Genomic DNA, 17,451 nt, shown 5'->3' on the forward strand with positions numbered 1-17,451 from the left:
AGCTGTGTAGACGCTCGTACGCTGGGGTGATGCCAAAGACGTTCGTCGGCGCCCGCCTGCGCCAGCTGCGGACCGAGCGGGGACTGAGCCAGGCAGCACTGGCCAAGACCCTGGAGATCTCGGCCAGCTACCTCAACCAGATCGAGCACGACGTGCGGCCGCTCACGGTTCCGGTCCTGCTGCGCATCAGCGAGGTCTTCGGGGTCGACACCACGTTCTTCTCGTCCCAGGACGACACCCGGCTCATCGCCGAGATGCGAGAGGTGGCTCTCGACCAGGAGATGGGCATCGACGCCGACGCCCAGGAGATCGCCGCGATGGTGTCGGCCCACCCCGGGCTGGCACGGGCCATGGTCAACATGCACCGGCGATTCCGCAACACCACCGCGCAACTCGCCGCCGCCACCGAGGACCGGTACAGCGACGGCAGCGGCACCGGCACCATCACCATGCCGCACGAGGAGGTCCGCGACTACTTCTACCAGCGGCAGAACTACCTGCACGACCTCGACACCGCCGCCGAGGAACTCGCCACCCGGATCCGCTTCCATCGCGGCGACATCTCCGGCGGCATCATCAAGCGCATGGAGACGGTGCACGACGTGCAGCTCGTCCGTCGCGTCGACCTCGGCGAGAACGTCCTGCACCGGTTCGACCCCGCCACGCGCACCCTCGAGATCTCCGCGCGACTGTCGGGCGGCCAGCAGGTGTTCAAGCTCGCCACCGAGCTCGCCTACCTCGAGTGCGGAGAGCTGATCGAGAAGCTGGTCGCCGAGGGCGCGTTCACCAGCGAGGCCTCCCTCGCCCTGGCCCGCCACGGCCTCGCCAACTACTTCGCCGCGGCGATCATGCTGCCGTACGCGCAGTTCCACGAGATGGCCGAGGACTTCCGATACGACGTCGAGCGGCTCTCCGCCTTCTACGCGGTCAGCTACGAGACCATCGCCCACCGGCTGTCGACCCTGCAGCGGCCGAAGCTGCGCGGCGTGCCGTTCTCGTTCGTCCGCGTGGACCGGGCGGGCAACATGTCCAAACGCCAGTCCGCCACCGGCTTCCACTTCTCCACCAGCGGCGGCACCTGTCCCCTGTGGAACGTGTACGAGACGTTCGCGTACCCGGGCAAGATCATGACCCAGCTCGCCCAGATGCCCGACGGACGTCGCTACCTGTGGGTCGCGCGCACGGTCGAACGCCGCGCCGCCCGCTACGGGCAGCCGTCGAAGACCTTCGCGATCGGCCTCGGCTGCGAACTGCGCCACGCCCACCGCCTCGTCTACGCCGACGGACTCGACCTCAGCGACGCCAACCCGGGTACCCCCATCGGTTCCGGCTGCCGAGTGTGCGAGCGTCTGAACTGCCCGCAGCGCGCATTCCCCCCGCTGGGCAAGGAACTCGTCATCAACGAGCACCAGAGCTCGGTGTCCCCCTACCTCATCAAGTAACACCCGCGCACGTATTCGCCGTGCGCGAAAGCAATTGCGTGCGCGGCTGACTGCGACGTTCGCGGATACTCTGTCCACAGGCGGACGATTCATCCACAGATCTCCACCTCACGCCCGCGGCTCGCGGACGCAGCGCCGGTATTCGGGCACGCTCCCCGTATGAGCGAACCCACGCCACTGCTGCGTCCTGCCGTCCTCGCAACCGGGATCACCGACGCCGAATTACGCCGAGGAATCCGTACGGGTCGTCTCGAACGCATCGTGCCCGGCGTGTACCTCGAGCGTGAGGACGCCGGGCAACTCGACGACGCGGCACGCCACGTGCTGCGGATCCGGTCGGGCGCAGCGCGGTTGCACGAGGGCGCTGCGATCAGCCACGTCTCGGCCGCCGTCGTCCACGGCTTCGCGGTCTGGCGCACCGACCTGTCCCGCATCCACCTCACCCGCGATCGCGCGTCGGGCGGTCGACGTACTCCGCGTCAGCACGTCCACGCCGCGGCCCTCCCCCACGACGAAGTCGAGACCGTGGAGGGGATCCGCGTCACCTCGGCTGCGCGGACGGTCGTGGACCTCTCGCGCACGGTCACCGCCGAGGAGGCCGTGGTGGCGGGGGACTCCGCGTTGCGCGGGCATCCCGGCCTGCGGCCGGCGCTGGCCGCCGCACTTCACCGGGCCGGGGCGCGGACGGGAATCGCCGCGGCACGGCGCATCGTCCCGTTCCTGGACGGTCGCAGCGAGAGTCCCGGCGAATCGATCAGCCGGCTCCGCATCCACCAGGCCGGAATGCCGGCCCCGGCGCTCCAGCACGAAGTCCGGACGAGCGAGGGCCGATTCGTCGCGCGGACCGACTTCTTCTGGGAAGAGACCGGGATCGTCGGCGAGTTCGACGGCATGGGCAAGTACGGGACCGGCGACCCCGGAGCCACCGCCGAAACGGTGCGGCGCGAGAAGCTGCGCGAGGATGCGCTGCGAGACCTCGGCTTCGAGGTGGTCCGCTGGACGTGGGCGGAGCTGTTCCGGTTCCCGACCGTCGTCGCCCGCTTCGAACGGGCCATCGCCCGATCGCGTCGCTGCGAACAGCCGCGAAACTCCCAGGCATCCGCATCGGCAATTGCCGGCGCGGACGGCTATTCGTGGTGCGGATAAGGTGCTACCTCGGGGTGTGCGCGTTCGGCAACGAGGTCGTAACACGCGTCATGAACTCGTCACCGCGAGACATTCCGACGCAACACCGGCCGCCTACTCTTCGGACCCACGGATACAGCGCTGTATACGCAGCCCGGATACACCGGGCCCCGTCCGGTTCCCACCTTCGACGAAGGGCACCTCCATGCCAGTTGCCACATCCACGTTCGCCAGGCGCGCCGTCGCCGCGCCGGTCGCGCTGGCCGCCGTCGGCCTCGTGCTCAGCGCCTGCGGCAGCAAGGCCACCGACAGTACCGACGCCGCCGGGTCCGCCTCGTGCGTCGACACCTCCGGGGACACGATCAAGGTCGGTTCGCTGAACTCGCTGTCCGGCACCATGGCGATCTCCGAGGTCACGGTGCGCGATTCGATCGCGCTGGCCGTCGAGGAGATCAACGCGAACGGCGGCGTTCTCGGCAAGCAGATCCGGATCGTGGCCGAGGACGGCGCGTCGGAGCCGACGGTGTTCGCCGAGAAGGCCGAGAAGCTGATCAGCTCCGACTGCGTGGCCGCGGTGTTCGGCGGGTGGACGTCGTCGAGCCGCAAGGCGATGCTGCCGGTGTTCGAGGACCTGAACTCGCTGCTGTACTACCCCGTGCAATACGAGGGCCTCGAGTCGTCGCCGAACATCTTCTACACCGGCGCCACCACCAACCAGCAGATCGTGCCGGCGCTGGACTACCTGAAGGAGAAGGGCGTCGAGTCCCTCTACCTCGTGGGCAGCGACTACGTCTTCCCGCAGACCGCGAACCGCATCATCCGCGCGTACGCCGAGGCCAACGGCATCGAGATCAAGGGTGAGGACTACACCCCACTCGGATCCACCGACTTCTCCACGATCGTCAACAAGGTCCGCACCGCCGACGCGGACGCGGTGTTCAACACCCTCAACGGCGACTCGAACGTCGCGTTCTTCCGCGAGTACTCCAACGTCGGCCTCACCGCCGCCGACATGCCGGTGATCTCGGTGTCGATCGCCGAGGAGGAAGTGGTCGGAATCGGCGCGCAGAACATCACCGGCCAGCTCACGGCCTGGAACTACTACCAGACCGTGGGCGGTCCCGAGAACACGGCGTTCGTCGATGCGTACAAGGCGAAGTACGGTGCGAACAAGCCCACCTCCGACCCGATGGAGGCCGCGTACGCGTCGGTGTACCTGTGGAAGAACACCGTCGAGAAGGCGGACTCGTTCGCCGTCGCCGACGTGCAGGCCGCGGCCGACGGCGTCTCGTTCGACGCGCCGGAGGGCACCGTCACGATCGACGGGGACAACCACCACATCACCAAGACGGCCCGCATCGGCGAGATCCGGGGCGACGGACTGATCTACACGGTGTGGGAGTCGAACGGGGCGATCGAGCCGGACCCGTACCTCGAGAGCTACGACTGGGCCGCCGGCCTGTCCGGCAGCTGACCATCGTGACCGGGAAGCCGACGAGAAGGGAGGCGACATGGATGTCGTTGTAGGACAGCTGTTCACGGGACTGAGCATCGGTTCGATCCTGCTGCTGGCGGCGCTGGGCCTGTCGCTGACGTTCGGGCAGATGGGCGTGATCAACATGGCCCACGGCGAGTTCATCATGGCCGGCTCCTACACCGCGTACGTGGTGCAGCAGGTGGTCTCGGCCGCCGGGGTGTCCCTGCTGGTGTCGCTGCTCGTCGGTTTCCTGGTCGGCGGCGTGATGGGGGTGCTGCTCGAGGTCACCCTCATCCGCCGCATGTACCACCGCCCGCTCGACACCCTGCTGGTGACCTTCGGCGTGGGCCTGTTGCTGCAACAGGCCGCCCGCGACATCTTCGGCGCACCGGCCGTCAACGTGGTTGCGCCGCAGTGGCTCTCCGGTGGCGTGGAGATCCTCGGGGCGGTGGTGCCCAGGACCCGGCTGTTCATCCTCGCGCTGGCCGTGGTGTGCGTGGCGATCCTGATCGCGGCGATGAAGTTCACCCCGATGGGCCGACGCATCCGGGCCGTCGTGCAGAACCGCGACCTCGCCGAGACGGTGGGCATCTCGTCGCGGCGCACCGATATCACCACGTTCTTCCTCGGCTCCGGCCTGGCCGGCCTGGCCGGCGTGGCGCTGACCCTGATCGGCTCCACGAGCCCCACCATCGGCCAGTCCTACCTGATCGATGCGTTCCTGGTGGTCGTCATCGGCGGCCTCGGACGGATCGAGGGTGCCGTCATCGCGGCGGTCGCACTCGGCCTGCTCAACTCGTTCATCGAATACTCCACCACCGCATCGATCGCGAAGGTGATCGTCTTCGTGCTCATCGTGATCTTCCTGCAGGTCCGGCCGCAGGGCCTGTTCGCGGTCAAGACAAGGAGCCTGGTCTGATGCCTGCCCCGACACGTCTTCCGGCGCTCACCCGGCCCGGCCCGGCCCGCACGTGGGCCGGGTTCGCCCTCGCCGCACTCGTTCTGTTCGCCCTCGCCCCCGCCGTGCTGTCGGACTTCCGTCTGAACCTGCTCGCGAAGTTCCTGTGTTTCGCGATCGTCGCCGTCGGGATCGGTCTCGCGTGGGGCCGCGGCGGCATGCTCACCCTCGGCCAGGGCGTCTTCTTCGGCCTCGGCGCCTACCTCATGGCGATGCACCTGAAGATCGCCGACGCCGGGCTGCGCGGCGACACCGTCCCGGACTTCATGCAGATCGCCGGTATCCGCGAATTGCCCGGCTACTGGGCGCCGTTCGCCTCTCCGCTGGTGACGATCGCCGCGATCCTCGTGCTGCCCGCCCTGGTCGCGGTGCTGCTCGGGCTCGGCGTGTTCAAGCGCCGCGTCAAGGGTGCCTACTTCGCGATCCTGTCCCAGGCCCTGACCGCCGCCTTCGCGATCCTGCTGATCGGCCAGCAGTCGATCGGAGGATCGAACGGGCTCAACCGCTTTCGCAGCTTCTTCGGCCTGTCCCTCGCCGACCCGGCCAACAAGCGCATGCTGTTCTTCGTCGCCGCGGGTGTCCTGCTCGCCGTCGTCGCGCTCACCCGGCAGTTGATGTTCTCCCGCTACGGCGAACTGCTCGTGGCCGTGCGCGACCAGGAGGAGCGGGTCCGTTTCCTCGGCTACGACCCCGCCGACGTCAAGGTCGTCGCCTACGCCACAGCGGCCTTCTTCGCGGGCATCGCCGGGGCGCTGTTCGTGCCCATCGTCGGCATCATCTCCCCCGCCGACGTCGGCATCGTCCCCTCCCTCGCCTTCCTCATCGGCGTCGCCATCGGCGGACGCACGACCCTGCTCGGCCCGGTCCTCGGCGCCATCGGCGTCGCGTGGGCCCAGACCGCCCTGTCGGAGAGCTTCCCGTCCGCGTGGACCTACGCGCAGGGCCTGCTGTTCATCGTCGTCATCGGGTTCTTCCCCGCGGGCCTCGCCGGGCTGGCGACGTTGCGCCGGCGACGCACCCGCACCGGCCCGGCGCGCCCGATTCCCGAACCGACCACGACGATGGAGCCGGCGAGATGACCGAACCCCACTACGGCGGCAACGCCGGCATGTCCAGCGAGTACCTCGAGATCCGCGACCTGCGCGTCAGCTTCGACGGCTTCACCGCAGTCGACGGCGTGGACCTGACCCTGTTGCAGGGCGACCTGCGCTTCCTCATCGGCCCCAACGGCGCCGGCAAGACCACCCTCGTCGACGCCGTCACCGGCCTGGTGCCGGCCACCGGGTCGGTCACCAAGTCCGGCATCGAACTGCTCGGCAAGAAGGTGCACAAGATCGCCCGCCTCGGGGTGGGCCGCACCTTCCAGACCGCGTCGGTGTTCGAGCAACTCACGGTGCTGCAGAACCTCGACATCGCCGCCGGCTCCGGCCGCTCCCCGTGGTCGCTGCTGCGCCGCCGCACGACCGTGCTGCCGCAGATCGAGGAAGCCCTCGAGACGATCGGCCTGACCGGCCTGCGCGACGTGCCCGCCGGCATCCTCGCCCACGGGCAGAAGCAGTGGCTCGAGATCGGCATGCTGCTCGTCCAGAACTCCGACGTGCTGCTGCTCGACGAGCCGGTCGCCGGGATGAGCCACGACGAACGCGAGGAGACGGGGCAGTTGCTGCGCCGGATCGGGGCGCAGCGCACCGTCGTCGTCGTCGAACACGACATGGACTTCATGCGCGCCTTCGCCACCTCCGTCACCGTCCTGGCCCGCGGCAGGGTGATCGCCGACGGCACCGTCGAACAGGTGCAGAACAACCCGCAGGTCCAGGAGGTCTACCTCGGGACCGCCACTGCAGTACAGGAGGCGTGAGATGCTCGAGCTCGTCGACGTGCGGACCGGTTACGGCCGCACCGAGATCATCCACGGGGCCACCCTCACCGTCCCCGCCGACGGGGTCGTCGCCGTCATGGGTCACAACGGAGCCGGAAAGACCACCCTGCTGCGCGCCGCCGTCGGCCTGCTGCCCACCACCTTCGGCCGGATCCTCCTCGACGGTGCGGACATCACCTCGCTGCGGCCGGCCGCGCGCGTCGCCCGCGGCCTGGCCTACGTCCCCCAGGGCCAGCAGTCCTTCGCGCAGCTCACCTGCGCCGAGAACCTGCAGGTCGTCGCCGACGGACGCAAGCGCGGCAAGCAGCTCGTCGCCGACATGCTCGAGCTGTTCCCCGCCCTCGTGCCACTGCTGGACCGGCGCGCCGGTCTGCTCTCCGGAGGCCAGCGCCAGCAGCTCGCGATCGCCCGCGCCCTGATCACCGAGCCCCGCATGCTCATCCTCGACGAACCCACCGAGGGGATCCAGCCGTCGGTCGTCGCCGAGATCGAAAGCACCGTCGTCGAACTCAGCCGGCGCGGCGACCTCGGGGTGCTGCTCGTCGAGCAGCACATCGGTTTCGCCCTGCAGGCGGCGCAGCGGTACTACGTCCTCGAATCCGGACGCATCACCGCCAGCGGCGACGGCGGGACCGATGCCGCAGGCACCGTCCGCGCGGCCATGGCGATCTGATGAGCGCCGGCGGCACGCGGCGTGATCGGGTCTACCGGGCGCTGCGTTCGGATCTGATGACGGGCGTTCTGCCGCCGGACACACGGCTCGGCGAGGAACGGCTCGCCGAGCAGTACGGGGTCTCCCGAACGCCGGTACGGGAGGCGCTGGCGCGGCTGGTGTCCGACGGTCTGGTCGAGCGGCGCGAGCAGGGGCTGTTCCCGTACCGGCCGCGCTTCGACGACCTCGCCGACCTGTACGAGCTGCGGACCACGTTGGAGCTGCGCGGCATCCGCCGCGCGCTGGCCGATCACTCGATCCGCCACGATCCGGACGTGCTCGGCGCCGAGCTCGACCGGTGGTACGCGCTGCGGCGCGACCTCCCCGAACCGGATGCGGGCTTCGTCGTCCTCGACGAACAGTTCCACCTGGCATTGCTGGCCGCCGCCGGCAACCCGGCCCTGTGCGACGCGCTGGCTGCCGTGAACGCGAAGGTCCGGCCCGTGCGCATGTTCGACTACCTGACGCACGACCGGATCGCGGCGACCGTCGACGAACACATCGGTGTGGCGGAGGCGGTGCTCGCCGGCCGTCTCGAGGACGCCCACGACCAGCTCCTCGCCCACATCGACACCTCACGGGCGGTGGTGGTGCAGCGCGCCGAGCAGGCCCGGACGATGGCCCGATTGGCGCGTGCCGTGCGAGACTGACCGGCATGTCGCCTCGCATCCGGCCCGGACGGTTCAAGGAACTCGGCCCGCTCAACTGGGCGGTCTGGCGCGTGCTCTCGACCGCGGCGGGAACGAAGGACGCGCACCTGTTCAGCACCCTGGGCCGCACCGGCGGCCTGTTCCGCGGCTGGCTGCACTACTCCGGCAAGCTCATGCCGTTCGGGCGGTTGCCCCGGTTCGAATCCGAACTGGTCATCCTGCGGGTGGCGCACCTACGCGAGTGCGGCTACGAGATGGACCACCACACCCGGCTCGGCCGTCGCGCCGGCATCACCCCCGAGATCCTGCAGCGTATCCTCGACGGACCCGGCGCGCCCGGCTGGAGCCCGCGGCACCGGGCGATGCTCACAGCCGTCGACGAGTTGATCGCCACCGGAGACCTCGGCGACGAGACGTGGGCGGCGCTGGCCGCTCACCTCGACGACCGTCGGATGATCGAATTCTGCCTGCTCGTAGCGCAATACGACGGACTGGCCACCACCATCGGCGTGCTGCGCCTCGAGCGGGACTTCTGAGAGCTCTTCCTAACCGTCGCTTTACCGCGGGCAATCTCGGCGAAACACGACGTCCATAGCGTATACAGCTATGTCGACACGTACGGATACAGCCACGGCGCAACCGCTGCGGACGCGCGTGTACCGGGAACTGCGCACCGAGCTGATGAACGGTTCGATCCGCGTCGGCGAGCGGCTGACCGAGCCGAAACTGTCCGCGCGGTTCGGGATCTCCCGCACCCCGGTCCGGGAGGCGCTCGCGATGCTGTGCGCGGACGGGCTGTTGCGCCGCGAGGAGTTCGGATTCTCGCCGGTCCCGGTGAGCATTCCCCGCGTCCGTGACCTCTACGAGCTGCGGATCACCCTCGAACTGCAGGGCATTGCGCGCGCGATCGACAATCCCGATGTGCGGCACGACCGCGTCGCCCTCACCGCCGAGCGCGAACGATGGTTGCGTCTGTCCGCCGACCCGCCGCAGCAGGAACCGGGTTTCGTGGTGCTCGACGAGGAGTTCCACATGGCCTTGATAGCCGCGTCGGGCAATGCGGAACTGGCCGGCTCGCTCGAGTCGGTCAACTCCCGGATCCGGCACGTGCGGATGTACGACTTCATGGTCAACAGCCGGATCGAGACGTCGATCGCCGAACATCTCGCCATCGTCGATGCCGTCCTCGGCGACGAACTCGAACTCGCCCACCGGCTGCTGCACCGGCACATCGGCGAATCCCTCGCGGTGGTGCTCGACCGGGTGACCCGCGCCGTGTCGGCGATGTCGTTCGCTCACTGAGGTCTGTTCCGCCCCATACCTTCCCCTTCCCCGTCACCGAAGGAGCCTGTCGTGACGTTCGCTTTCGACACCCTGCTCGTCGCCAACCGCGGCGAGATCGCTTGCCGCATCATGCGTTCGGCGCATGCGCTGGGGCTGAAGACCGTCGCCGTGTACTCGGATGCGGACGCGTCCGCCGCGCACGTCGAGATGGCGGACATGGCCGTGCGTCTCGGCCCGGCCCCGGCAGCGCAGTCGTATCTCCGGGCGGATCTGGTGATCGAGGCGGCCCTGTCGGCGGGCGCCGGCGCGGTCCATCCCGGCTACGGATTCCTCTCGGAGAACGCCGAATTCGCGGACGCCTGCGAGAAGGCGGGCATCGCGTTCATCGGGCCCACCCCCGGGCAGCTGCGGGTCTTCGGCGACAAGCACACCGCGCGAGAGGCGGCACGCGCCGTCGGCGTCCCGCTCGTCGAGGGCAGCGGCCTGCTCGGGTCCGTCGACGCCGCCCTCGCGGCCGCCGACACCGTCGGTTACCCCGTGATGCTCAAGGCCGTCGGCGGCGGGGGCGGCATCGGGATGCAGGCCTGCCACACTCCGGGCGAACTGCGGGACGCGTACGAGCGGGTGCAGCGTCTCGCGTCCGCACACTTCTCCTCGTCGGGGGTGTTCCTCGAACGGTTCGTCGCCCACGCCCGCCACCTCGAGGTGCAGGTGTTCGGCGACGGTCGCGGCCGCACGATCAGCCTCGGTACGCGCGACTGCTCGTTGCAGCGACGCAACCAGAAGGTCGTCGAGGAGGCGCCCGCCCCGAACCTGCCCGACGCGGTCGTCGAGGAACTGCTCGCGTCGTCGCGCCGGCTCGCGTCGTCGGTGAGCTACCGCTCCGCCGGCACCGTGGAGTTCGTGTACGACGTCGAACGCGGTGAGGCCTCGTTCCTCGAGATGAACACCCGTCTGCAGGTGGAGCATCCGGTCACCGAGGAGGTCACGGGCGTGGACCTGGTGGAGTGGATGCTGCGGCTCGGCCGGGGCGAGACCGAGATGCTCGACGCCCTGCCCGACAGCGGGCCCCGCATCCTCGGTCACGCCGTGGAGGCGCGCGTGTACGCGGAGGACCCGGGGCACGACTACCGGCCCAGCGCCGGACTGCTCACCGCCGTCGAGTTCCCGGCCCACACCCGCGTCGAGACGTGGGTGGACACCGGCACCGAGGTGAGTTCGTTCTACGACCCGATGCTCGCCAAGATCATCGTGCGCGGCGAGTCCCGCCGCACCGCGTTCGCGGCGCTCGCCGAGGCGCTCGACGACACGCACCTGTACGGCGTGCAGACGAATCTGCCGCAGCTGCGGCGCATCTGCACGGCGGAGCAGGTGCTCGGGGCCGCCCACACCACCGCGACGCTGCGGGAGGTACGGGCGACGGGCCACCGCATCGACGTGCTGCGCGCGGGCACCATGACCACGGTGCAGGACTTCCCCGGCCGGATCGGGTTGTGGGCGGTCGGCATTCCGCCGTCGGGTCCGATGGACGACCTGTCGATGCGCGCCGCGAACGGCGCGGTCGGCAATCCGGAGGGGGCACCGGCGCTGGAGTGCACGTTGCAGGGCCCGCGCCTCGAGTTCTCCGACCCGACGCTCGTGTGCGTCACCGGTGCCCCGGTCGTGGTCACCGTCGACGGGACCCCCGTGCCGATGTGGGAGCCCCTGGAGGTGCCGGCCGGCGGCGTGCTCGACGTCGGATCGCCGGCCGAGCAGGGCCTGCGCACCTACGTCGCGGTGCGTGGCGGTCTCGACGCCCCGCTCTACCACGGCAGCGCTTCGACGTTCACACTCGGCGGCTTCGGGGGCCTCACCGGCAGGGCCGTGGCCACGGGCGACGTGCTCGGTGTGGCCGAGTCCCGCGCGCTTGCCTCCCCGGCACCGGTACCCGTGGACCGCCGGCCGGAGTTCACCCACACGTGGCATCTCGCCGTCACCGAGGGTCCGCAGCCCGCACCGGCCTACTTCACCGAGGACGACCTGGCCCAGTTCTACGACACCACGTGGACGGTGCAGTCCCACGCGAACCGCACCGGCATCCGTCTGGACGGCCCGAAGCCCACCTGGTCGCGGACGGACGGCGGCGAGGCCGGGCTGCACCCGTCGAACCTGCACGACAACCCCTATTCGGTGGGCGCGCTCAACGTCTCGGGCGACACCCCGATCCTGCTCGGCCCGGACGGTCCGAGCCTGGGCGGGTTCGCCTGCCCGCTCACGGTCGTCTCCGGTCACCGCTGGAAGATGGGGCAGATCCGGCCCGGGGATTCGGTGCGGTTCGTCCCCGTGACCGACGAGGCCGCGGTCGAGCTGCGCGGCGCCGCCACCCGCGCCCTCGACGTCCCGCCAGTGGCGCGGCCCGCCGCGCTCGACGGCGGCCGGCTGGCCGGTACCCCGGCTTTCCTGGACCGTCCCGAGGTGGGGTACCTGCGCGGCGGCGACGACAACATCCTCGTCGAGTACGGCGACATGGTGCTCGACCTGGGGTTGCGGATGCGGGTGCACGCCCTGTCCGAGGCGCTCGCGGCGCTGCGCCTGTCGGGGATCGTCGACGTCACGCCCGGGGTGCGCTCGCTGCACGTGCATTTCGACCCGGACGTGCTGCCCCAGCACCGCCTGCTCGGGGCCCTGCAGGACCTCGAGACGGAACTGCCGGCCACGCACGATCTGGTGGTGCCCAGCCGCACCGTCCGGTTGCCGCTCTCGTTCGACGACCCGTCGATCGCCGAGGCGATCTCCCGCTACCACAGCGGTGTGCGCGACTCGGCGCCGTGGCTGCCGTCGAACACCGAGTTCATCCGGCGCATCAACGGACTCGACTCGGTCGAGCAGGTCCGGGACACGGTGTTCGACGCCGAGTACCTCGTCCTCGGTCTCGGCGACGTGTACCTCGGTGCGCCGCTGGCCGTCCCGCTCGACCCCCGGCACCGGCTCGTGACGACGAAATACAACCCGGCACGCACGTGGACCCCGTCGGACGCCGTGGGCATCGGCGGCAAGTACCTGTGCGTCTACGGGATGGAGTCCCCCGGCGGCTACCAGTTGATCGGGCGGACGGTACCGATCTGGTCCGGATACCGGCAGTCCGGGCCGTTCGAGGACGGCAAGCCGTGGCTGTTCCGCTTCTTCGACCGGATCGTATGGGAACCGGTGAGCCCGGAACAGCTGCTCGAGTACCGCGCCGCGTCCCTGGCGGGCCGGTTCGACGCCGACGTCTCGGAGGGTACGTTCGCCCTCGCCGACCATCTGCGGTTCCTGGCGGACAATGCCGAGTCCATCGACGCGTTCCACGAGCGTCAGGCCGCGGCGTTCGAGACCGAGAAGCAGGCATGGCACGCGGCCGGTGAGTTCGACCGGGCCGAGACGACACCGGCAGAGGTCACCGAGGCCGTCGACCCGCTCGCCGGGATGCCGGCGGGATCGGTCGTCGTCGAAGCCCCCATGGTCGGCAACGTGTGGCGGGTCGAGGTGGCGGAGGGCCAACAGGTCGGCGCCGACGACACCGCCGTCATCCTCGAGGCCATGAAGCTCGAGATGCCGGTGCCGGCCGCCGTGGACGGGATCGTCCTGAAAGTCCTCGTCGGGCCGGGCGCGAAGGTCGCCCCCGGCACTCCCCTTCTCGTGATCGGAGCAGCATGAGCATCGTTGTGGAACAGGAACTCTCGGCTGCATCGACATCGAGCCGGGCGCGAGCGGAGGCGGCGCTGCGCCGGATCGACGACGTCGACCGGCCCGAGGTGTGGATCGCGCTGCGGCCTGCCGCCGAGGTGCTCGCCGACGCCGACGCCGTGGACGCGCGCGTCGCGGCGGGCGAGCACCTGCCGCTCGCAGGCCTGCTCGTGGCGGTGAAGGACAACGTGGACGTCGCCGGGATGCCGACCACGGCGGGCTGTCCCGAATTCGCGTACACCCCCACCGATACCGCGGCGGGCGTCGCGCGGCTCGTCGACGCCGGCGCGGTGATCCTGGGCAAGACCAATCTCGACCAGTTCGCCACCGGTCTCGTCGGCACCCGCAGCCCGTACGGCGCGGTGCGCTGCTCCTGGGATCCGGAACGGGTGTCGGGCGGCTCGAGTTCGGGTTCGGCGACGGCGGTCGCGCTCGGCATCGCGGACATCGGGATCGGTACCGACACCGCGGGTTCCGGCCGCGTCCCGGCCGCGCTGCAGGGTCTGGTGGGGATCAAGGCCACGCTGGGCGTGATCCCCGCCCACGGCGTGGTGCCGGCATGCGTGGACTACGACTGCCTCACGGTGTTCGCCACGTCGCTCGACCTGGCGGCGACCGCCGCGGCGGTCATGGCCGGGCCGGAACCGCGCGACCCGCGCAGCCGGACGTGGCCGGCCGACGTACCGTTCGCGGCGCCCGCGTCGCCGCGGGTCGCGGTTCCGCGCGCCGGGAATCTCGTCGCGCTGTGCGACGACTACCGGGACGCATTCGCGCGCACCGTCGGCGCGGCGCGCGACGCCGGGATGGAGGTGACCGAGGTCGACGTCACCCCGCTCCTGGAGGCCGCGACACTGCTCTACGACGGCGCCGTCGTCGCCCAGCGGTATGCGGCCGTCGGCGAGTTCCTGGCGACGAACCCCGCCGGAGCCGATCCGACGGTCGCGGCGATCGTCGCGGCCGCGGAGCACCCGGCGGCGCACGAGCTGGTGGCCGACCTCGACACGCTGACCCGCGCCAAGGCGTTCGCGGCGGGCCTGCTGGACGGGTTCGACGGGCTGTTGCTGCCCACCACCACCGAGCACCCGACGATCGCGGCGGTGCAGTCCGACCCGATCGGGATCAACCGGCGGATGGGCACGTTCACGAACTTCTGCAATCTGCTCGACATGGCGGCCGTCGCGGTACCGGGTGCACCGACCGCCGAGGATCGTCCCTTCGGGGTGATGTTCGTCGTGCCGGCCTTCGCCGATCAGGTCGCTGTCGATCTCGCGGCCCGGCTGACGGGTGTCCCCACGCCGAAGTTCGTCTCGGGCGGGGTGGAGCTGGCGGTGTTCGGGGCGCACCTGCGCGGCCAGCCGTTGCACGTCCAACTGGAGCAGATCGGTGCCCGGTTCGTCGACGAGGTCCGCACCTCCGACGCGTACCGGCTGACGGCGCTGAGGACCACTCCCCCGAAGCCCGGTCTCGTCCGGCACGGCGCGGGCCGGGGCGCGCCGATCGCCGGCGAGCTCTTCCGGGTCTCCGAGGCGGGACTCGGCCGGTTCCTAGCCGCACTGCCCGCTCCGATGACGCTCACCAGCGTCGAACTCTCGGACGGGCGCTGGGTCGTCGGTTTCGGTTGCACGCACGACGCCGCGGCGGACGCCGTCGACATCACCGAGTTCGGCGGCTGGGTGGCCTACCGGACGCGCTGAATCGGTGCGCTACTTCGGAATCTGCCCACGCCACGGCGTGGGCGGATTCCGGTTCACCGCTTCGATTTCCGATCGACGGCCCGGGCGAATCTCTCGGCGACGAGGTCGAACCGCTCCAGGTCCGCCCACGTCCACCGGACGACCTCGAGGCCGAGATCGCGCAGCGCGTCCTCGCGGTGCTTCTCGGCCACGAGGTCGCGTCGGTCGGAGTACTTTCCGGCGCCGTCGAACTCGCCGACGACGCCCGGGGTTTCCCAGAAGAAGTCCACCCGGTAGCGACGCCCGTCCCGAGCCACGACCTCGTGTTGCAGTTCGGGCCGCGGCAGGCCGCATCGCGTCATCCGCAGGCGAGACAACGACTCTCCGACACTCTCGCTGCGCCCGTCGAGCAGACGCACCGCGGCGGCCGCCCGGGACACCCCGGTGCGGTGGCGGGCGGCGGTGAGAACATCCGGCAGGCGTTCCCGCGCGGACGGTTCGGCGCGCAGGCCGGAGTCCCCGGCGACGACGGCCTCGTCGAGCGGCAACGACCGCGCGAGGTCGACGATGGTGCGCGCCACCGAGGTGACGTGGACGCCGTCGACTGCGACGACGTCGCCGTCGCGCCAGTCGGTCCCGTGCACGTGGAGGTACGTGGCCCTGCGCCCGCTTGCGGATGCCCGCGAGACGTGCACCCGGCGCAGGTCGACGTTCCACACGTCCAGGCCGAGCAGGACGGCGGCAGACACGTGGCTGAGTGCCTCCCCGGGGCGGAGAGCCGCGGCGAAGTGCCGCGCCAGGACCCGGTGGCGGCTCACGTCGTCGAGGGACGCGACGTCGGTGCGGCGCAGATAGACGCCGGGTTTCAGCGCAACGAGGTCTCCGGCACGCAGCGCCGCCCGGATCCGGTCGTCCGGCACGCCTTGCGTCAGGAGGTCCTGTCTCGTCACGGCGATGGGATCGGTCATGCAAGGAGGGCGACGCACCGCTCGGGCGGCCGCGGCTCGACTTTGCGCGGACCGGCACATCTGGGGATGAAGCCGCAGCCTGTGGATAACCGGGATTCCCACGGCGTTTCGGAATCCGCTCACGCCACGACGTGAGCGGATTCCGAAGGGGCGCGCGAATCCGCGATCGTCAGCGCGGCGGCGGCTCGACCTCCACGCCACCGTGCTCGTGCTCCGGACCGGCGGCCGGGTGGTCTGCCGGCAGCCGGCTGCGGAAGCGGGCCGCCTCGCTCGGCGCCGTCTTGCGCGACGGATCGTCCGCGCTGTGGTACGGACCGGGCTTCGGTCGCGGCTTGCCGCCGGGGAACGCGAGGCGCAGGATCGTCCGGTGCACGGTGCCCCACTGCTTCGACAGGGGTCCGGTGTTGTACGGCAGCCCGTACCGCTCGCAGATGTCCTTCACCGCGGGCGCCACCTCGGAGTACCGGGTGCTCGGCATGTCGGGGTAGAGGTGGTGTTCGACCTGGTAGCCGAGGTTTCCGCTGATGACGTGGAACAGCGGACTGCCCTCGATGTTGGCCGCGCCGACCAGCTGGCGGACGTACCATCCGCCGCGGCTCTCGTTCTCCACCTCCTTCCGGCTGAAGGTGTACGTCTGGTCCGGGAAGTGCCCGCAGAAGATGATCGCGTGCGACCACACGTTGCGGATGATGTTGGCGGTGAAGTCCGCCGCCAGGGTGGCCAGGAACGTCTTCTCCACGCCCGGCAGGACCTTGTCGAGCACGTCGGCGACGGCGTCGGCCCGCGGGGCGGCACCGCCGCGCCCGAGACGGCCGAGTCCGCGCAGCCGGCGTCCGATGCGAGAGGTCCGCGGCTGCGGGATCCGCCCTCCCGACAGCAGCGCCGCGGCCGCGAACGCGCCGGCCGAGACCAGGGGCCAACCCACGTAGTCCTTGACGAACTGCCGCCGCGCCTTGCCCGCGATGCCCTTCAGCTCCTCGAGCACCTGCCCCGGCGTCTTCTCTCCCGCCCACAACGCATCGAGGTCGAGGTCGTGCAGCGCCACACCCCACTCGAAAAACGCCATGAGCAGCACGTTGTAGAACGGCTGGGCCAGGTAGACCGGGTGCCACTTCTGGTGCGGATCGATCCGCATGATCTCGTACCCGAGATCCTTGTCCTTGCCGCGGATGTTCGTGAAGGTGTGGTGGATGTAGTTGTGGGAGTGCTTCCAGCCCGCCGCGGTCGAGGCGGTGTCCCAGTCCCACACCGACGAATGGATGTCCGGATCGTTCATCCAGTCCCACTGCCCGTGCATGACGTTGTGGCCGATCTCCATGTTCTCGAGAATCTTGGCCATGCCGAGGCATGCCGTGCCCGCGACCCAGGCCGACTTCGACGCCGAACCCAGGAGCAGCGCACGGCCGGCGACGGCGAGCTGTCGCTGCGTCGCGATCACGGTCTTGATGTAGCGACGGTCCCGCTCCCCCAGCTCGGAGTAGACCCTGTCGTGGATGGCGTCGAACTCCTTCGCCAACGCGTCCAGCGTTTCCTCGCTCAGATGCGCGAGTGGACTCTCGATCTCCGTCGTCATCTCGC

The 17,451-nt window shown here is 70.2% G+C and carries 14 protein-coding genes; 12 read left to right on the top strand and 2 right to left on the bottom strand.

The features are described 5' to 3' along the window. Positions 1–29 precede the first annotated feature (29 nt). The 12 genes from ramB (at position 30) to atzF (ending at position 14,926) form a co-directional block, all read left to right on the top strand. A complete protein-coding gene (ramB, locus tag F1734_RS20595; protein ID WP_017681246.1) occupies positions 30–1,442 on the top strand; it encodes an acetate metabolism transcriptional regulator RamB in 1,413 nt (470 codons plus the stop codon). A gap of 159 nt (positions 1,443–1,601) precedes the next feature. Then, the gene (locus F1734_RS20600) at positions 1,602–2,588 is read left to right on the top strand and encodes a hypothetical protein (protein ID WP_238423990.1); all 987 of its coding nucleotides are present in this window, start codon (positions 1,602–1,604) and stop codon (positions 2,586–2,588) included. 184 nt (positions 2,589–2,772) lie between these two features. Then, positions 2,773–4,041, top strand: coding sequence for an urea ABC transporter substrate-binding protein (gene urtA / locus F1734_RS20605; RefSeq protein ID WP_040270797.1), 1,269 nt, complete (start codon positions 2,773–2,775; stop codon positions 4,039–4,041). A 37-nt stretch (positions 4,042–4,078) separates the two neighbouring features. Continuing rightward, positions 4,079–4,963, top strand: coding sequence for an urea ABC transporter permease subunit UrtB (gene urtB / locus F1734_RS20610; protein ID WP_010592178.1), 885 nt, complete (start codon positions 4,079–4,081; stop codon positions 4,961–4,963). Then, positions 4,963–6,081: an urea ABC transporter permease subunit UrtC gene (gene urtC, locus F1734_RS20615; protein ID WP_203010989.1), complete on the top strand. Its 1,119-nt coding sequence runs from the start codon at positions 4,963–4,965 to the stop codon at positions 6,079–6,081. Before urtB ends, urtC begins: the two co-directional genes overlap by 1 nt. After that, positions 6,078–6,860 (top strand): urea ABC transporter ATP-binding protein UrtD, encoded by a 783-nt coding sequence (gene urtD, locus F1734_RS20620; RefSeq protein ID WP_010592180.1) that lies wholly within the window; start codon positions 6,078–6,080, stop codon positions 6,858–6,860. The genes urtC and urtD overlap by 4 nt, the downstream gene beginning before the upstream one ends. Before the next feature lies 1 nt (position 6,861). Next, positions 6,862–7,554: an urea ABC transporter ATP-binding subunit UrtE gene (urtE, locus tag F1734_RS20625; RefSeq protein WP_048772245.1), complete on the top strand. Its 693-nt coding sequence runs from the start codon at positions 6,862–6,864 to the stop codon at positions 7,552–7,554. Next, on the top strand, positions 7,554–8,243 hold the full coding sequence (locus F1734_RS20630) for a GntR family transcriptional regulator (RefSeq protein WP_048772243.1): 690 nt from the start codon (positions 7,554–7,556) through the stop codon (positions 8,241–8,243). The genes urtE and F1734_RS20630 overlap by 1 nt, the downstream gene beginning before the upstream one ends. A gap of 5 nt (positions 8,244–8,248) precedes the next feature. After that, a complete protein-coding gene (locus tag F1734_RS20635; RefSeq protein ID WP_010592183.1) occupies positions 8,249–8,779 on the top strand; it encodes a carboxymuconolactone decarboxylase family protein in 531 nt (176 codons plus the stop codon). A 70-nt stretch (positions 8,780–8,849) separates the two neighbouring features. Then, a complete protein-coding gene (locus tag F1734_RS20640) occupies positions 8,850–9,545 on the top strand; it encodes a GntR family transcriptional regulator (RefSeq protein ID WP_029539848.1) in 696 nt (231 codons plus the stop codon). Between the two features lie 111 nt (positions 9,546–9,656). Beyond that, entirely contained in the window at positions 9,657–13,202 is a 3,546-nt protein-coding gene (uca, locus tag F1734_RS20645) for an urea carboxylase (RefSeq protein ID WP_420803915.1), read from the top strand. After that, a complete protein-coding gene (gene atzF, locus F1734_RS20650) occupies positions 13,199–14,926 on the top strand; it encodes an allophanate hydrolase (RefSeq protein ID WP_064065801.1) in 1,728 nt (575 codons plus the stop codon). The genes uca and atzF overlap by 4 nt, the downstream gene beginning before the upstream one ends. Positions 14,927–14,979: 53 nt before the next feature. Here atzF and F1734_RS20655 read toward each other — a convergent pair whose 3' ends face one another. Both F1734_RS20655 and F1734_RS20660 read right to left on the bottom strand, forming a co-directional pair. After that, positions 14,980–15,873, bottom strand: coding sequence for a hypothetical protein (locus F1734_RS20655; RefSeq protein ID WP_203010991.1), 894 nt, complete (start codon positions 15,871–15,873; stop codon positions 14,980–14,982). A gap of 169 nt (positions 15,874–16,042) precedes the next feature. Continuing rightward, complete coding sequence (locus tag F1734_RS20660; protein ID WP_010592190.1) at positions 16,043–17,446, bottom strand: fatty acid desaturase family protein; 1,404 nt, start codon at positions 17,444–17,446, stop codon at positions 16,043–16,045. Positions 17,447–17,451 lie beyond the last annotated feature (5 nt).

Origin of the sequence: Rhodococcus ruber, from assembly GCF_016804345.1 — a bacterium.
GTDB classification, from domain to species: domain Bacteria; phylum Actinomycetota; class Actinomycetes; order Mycobacteriales; family Mycobacteriaceae; genus Rhodococcus; species Rhodococcus ruber.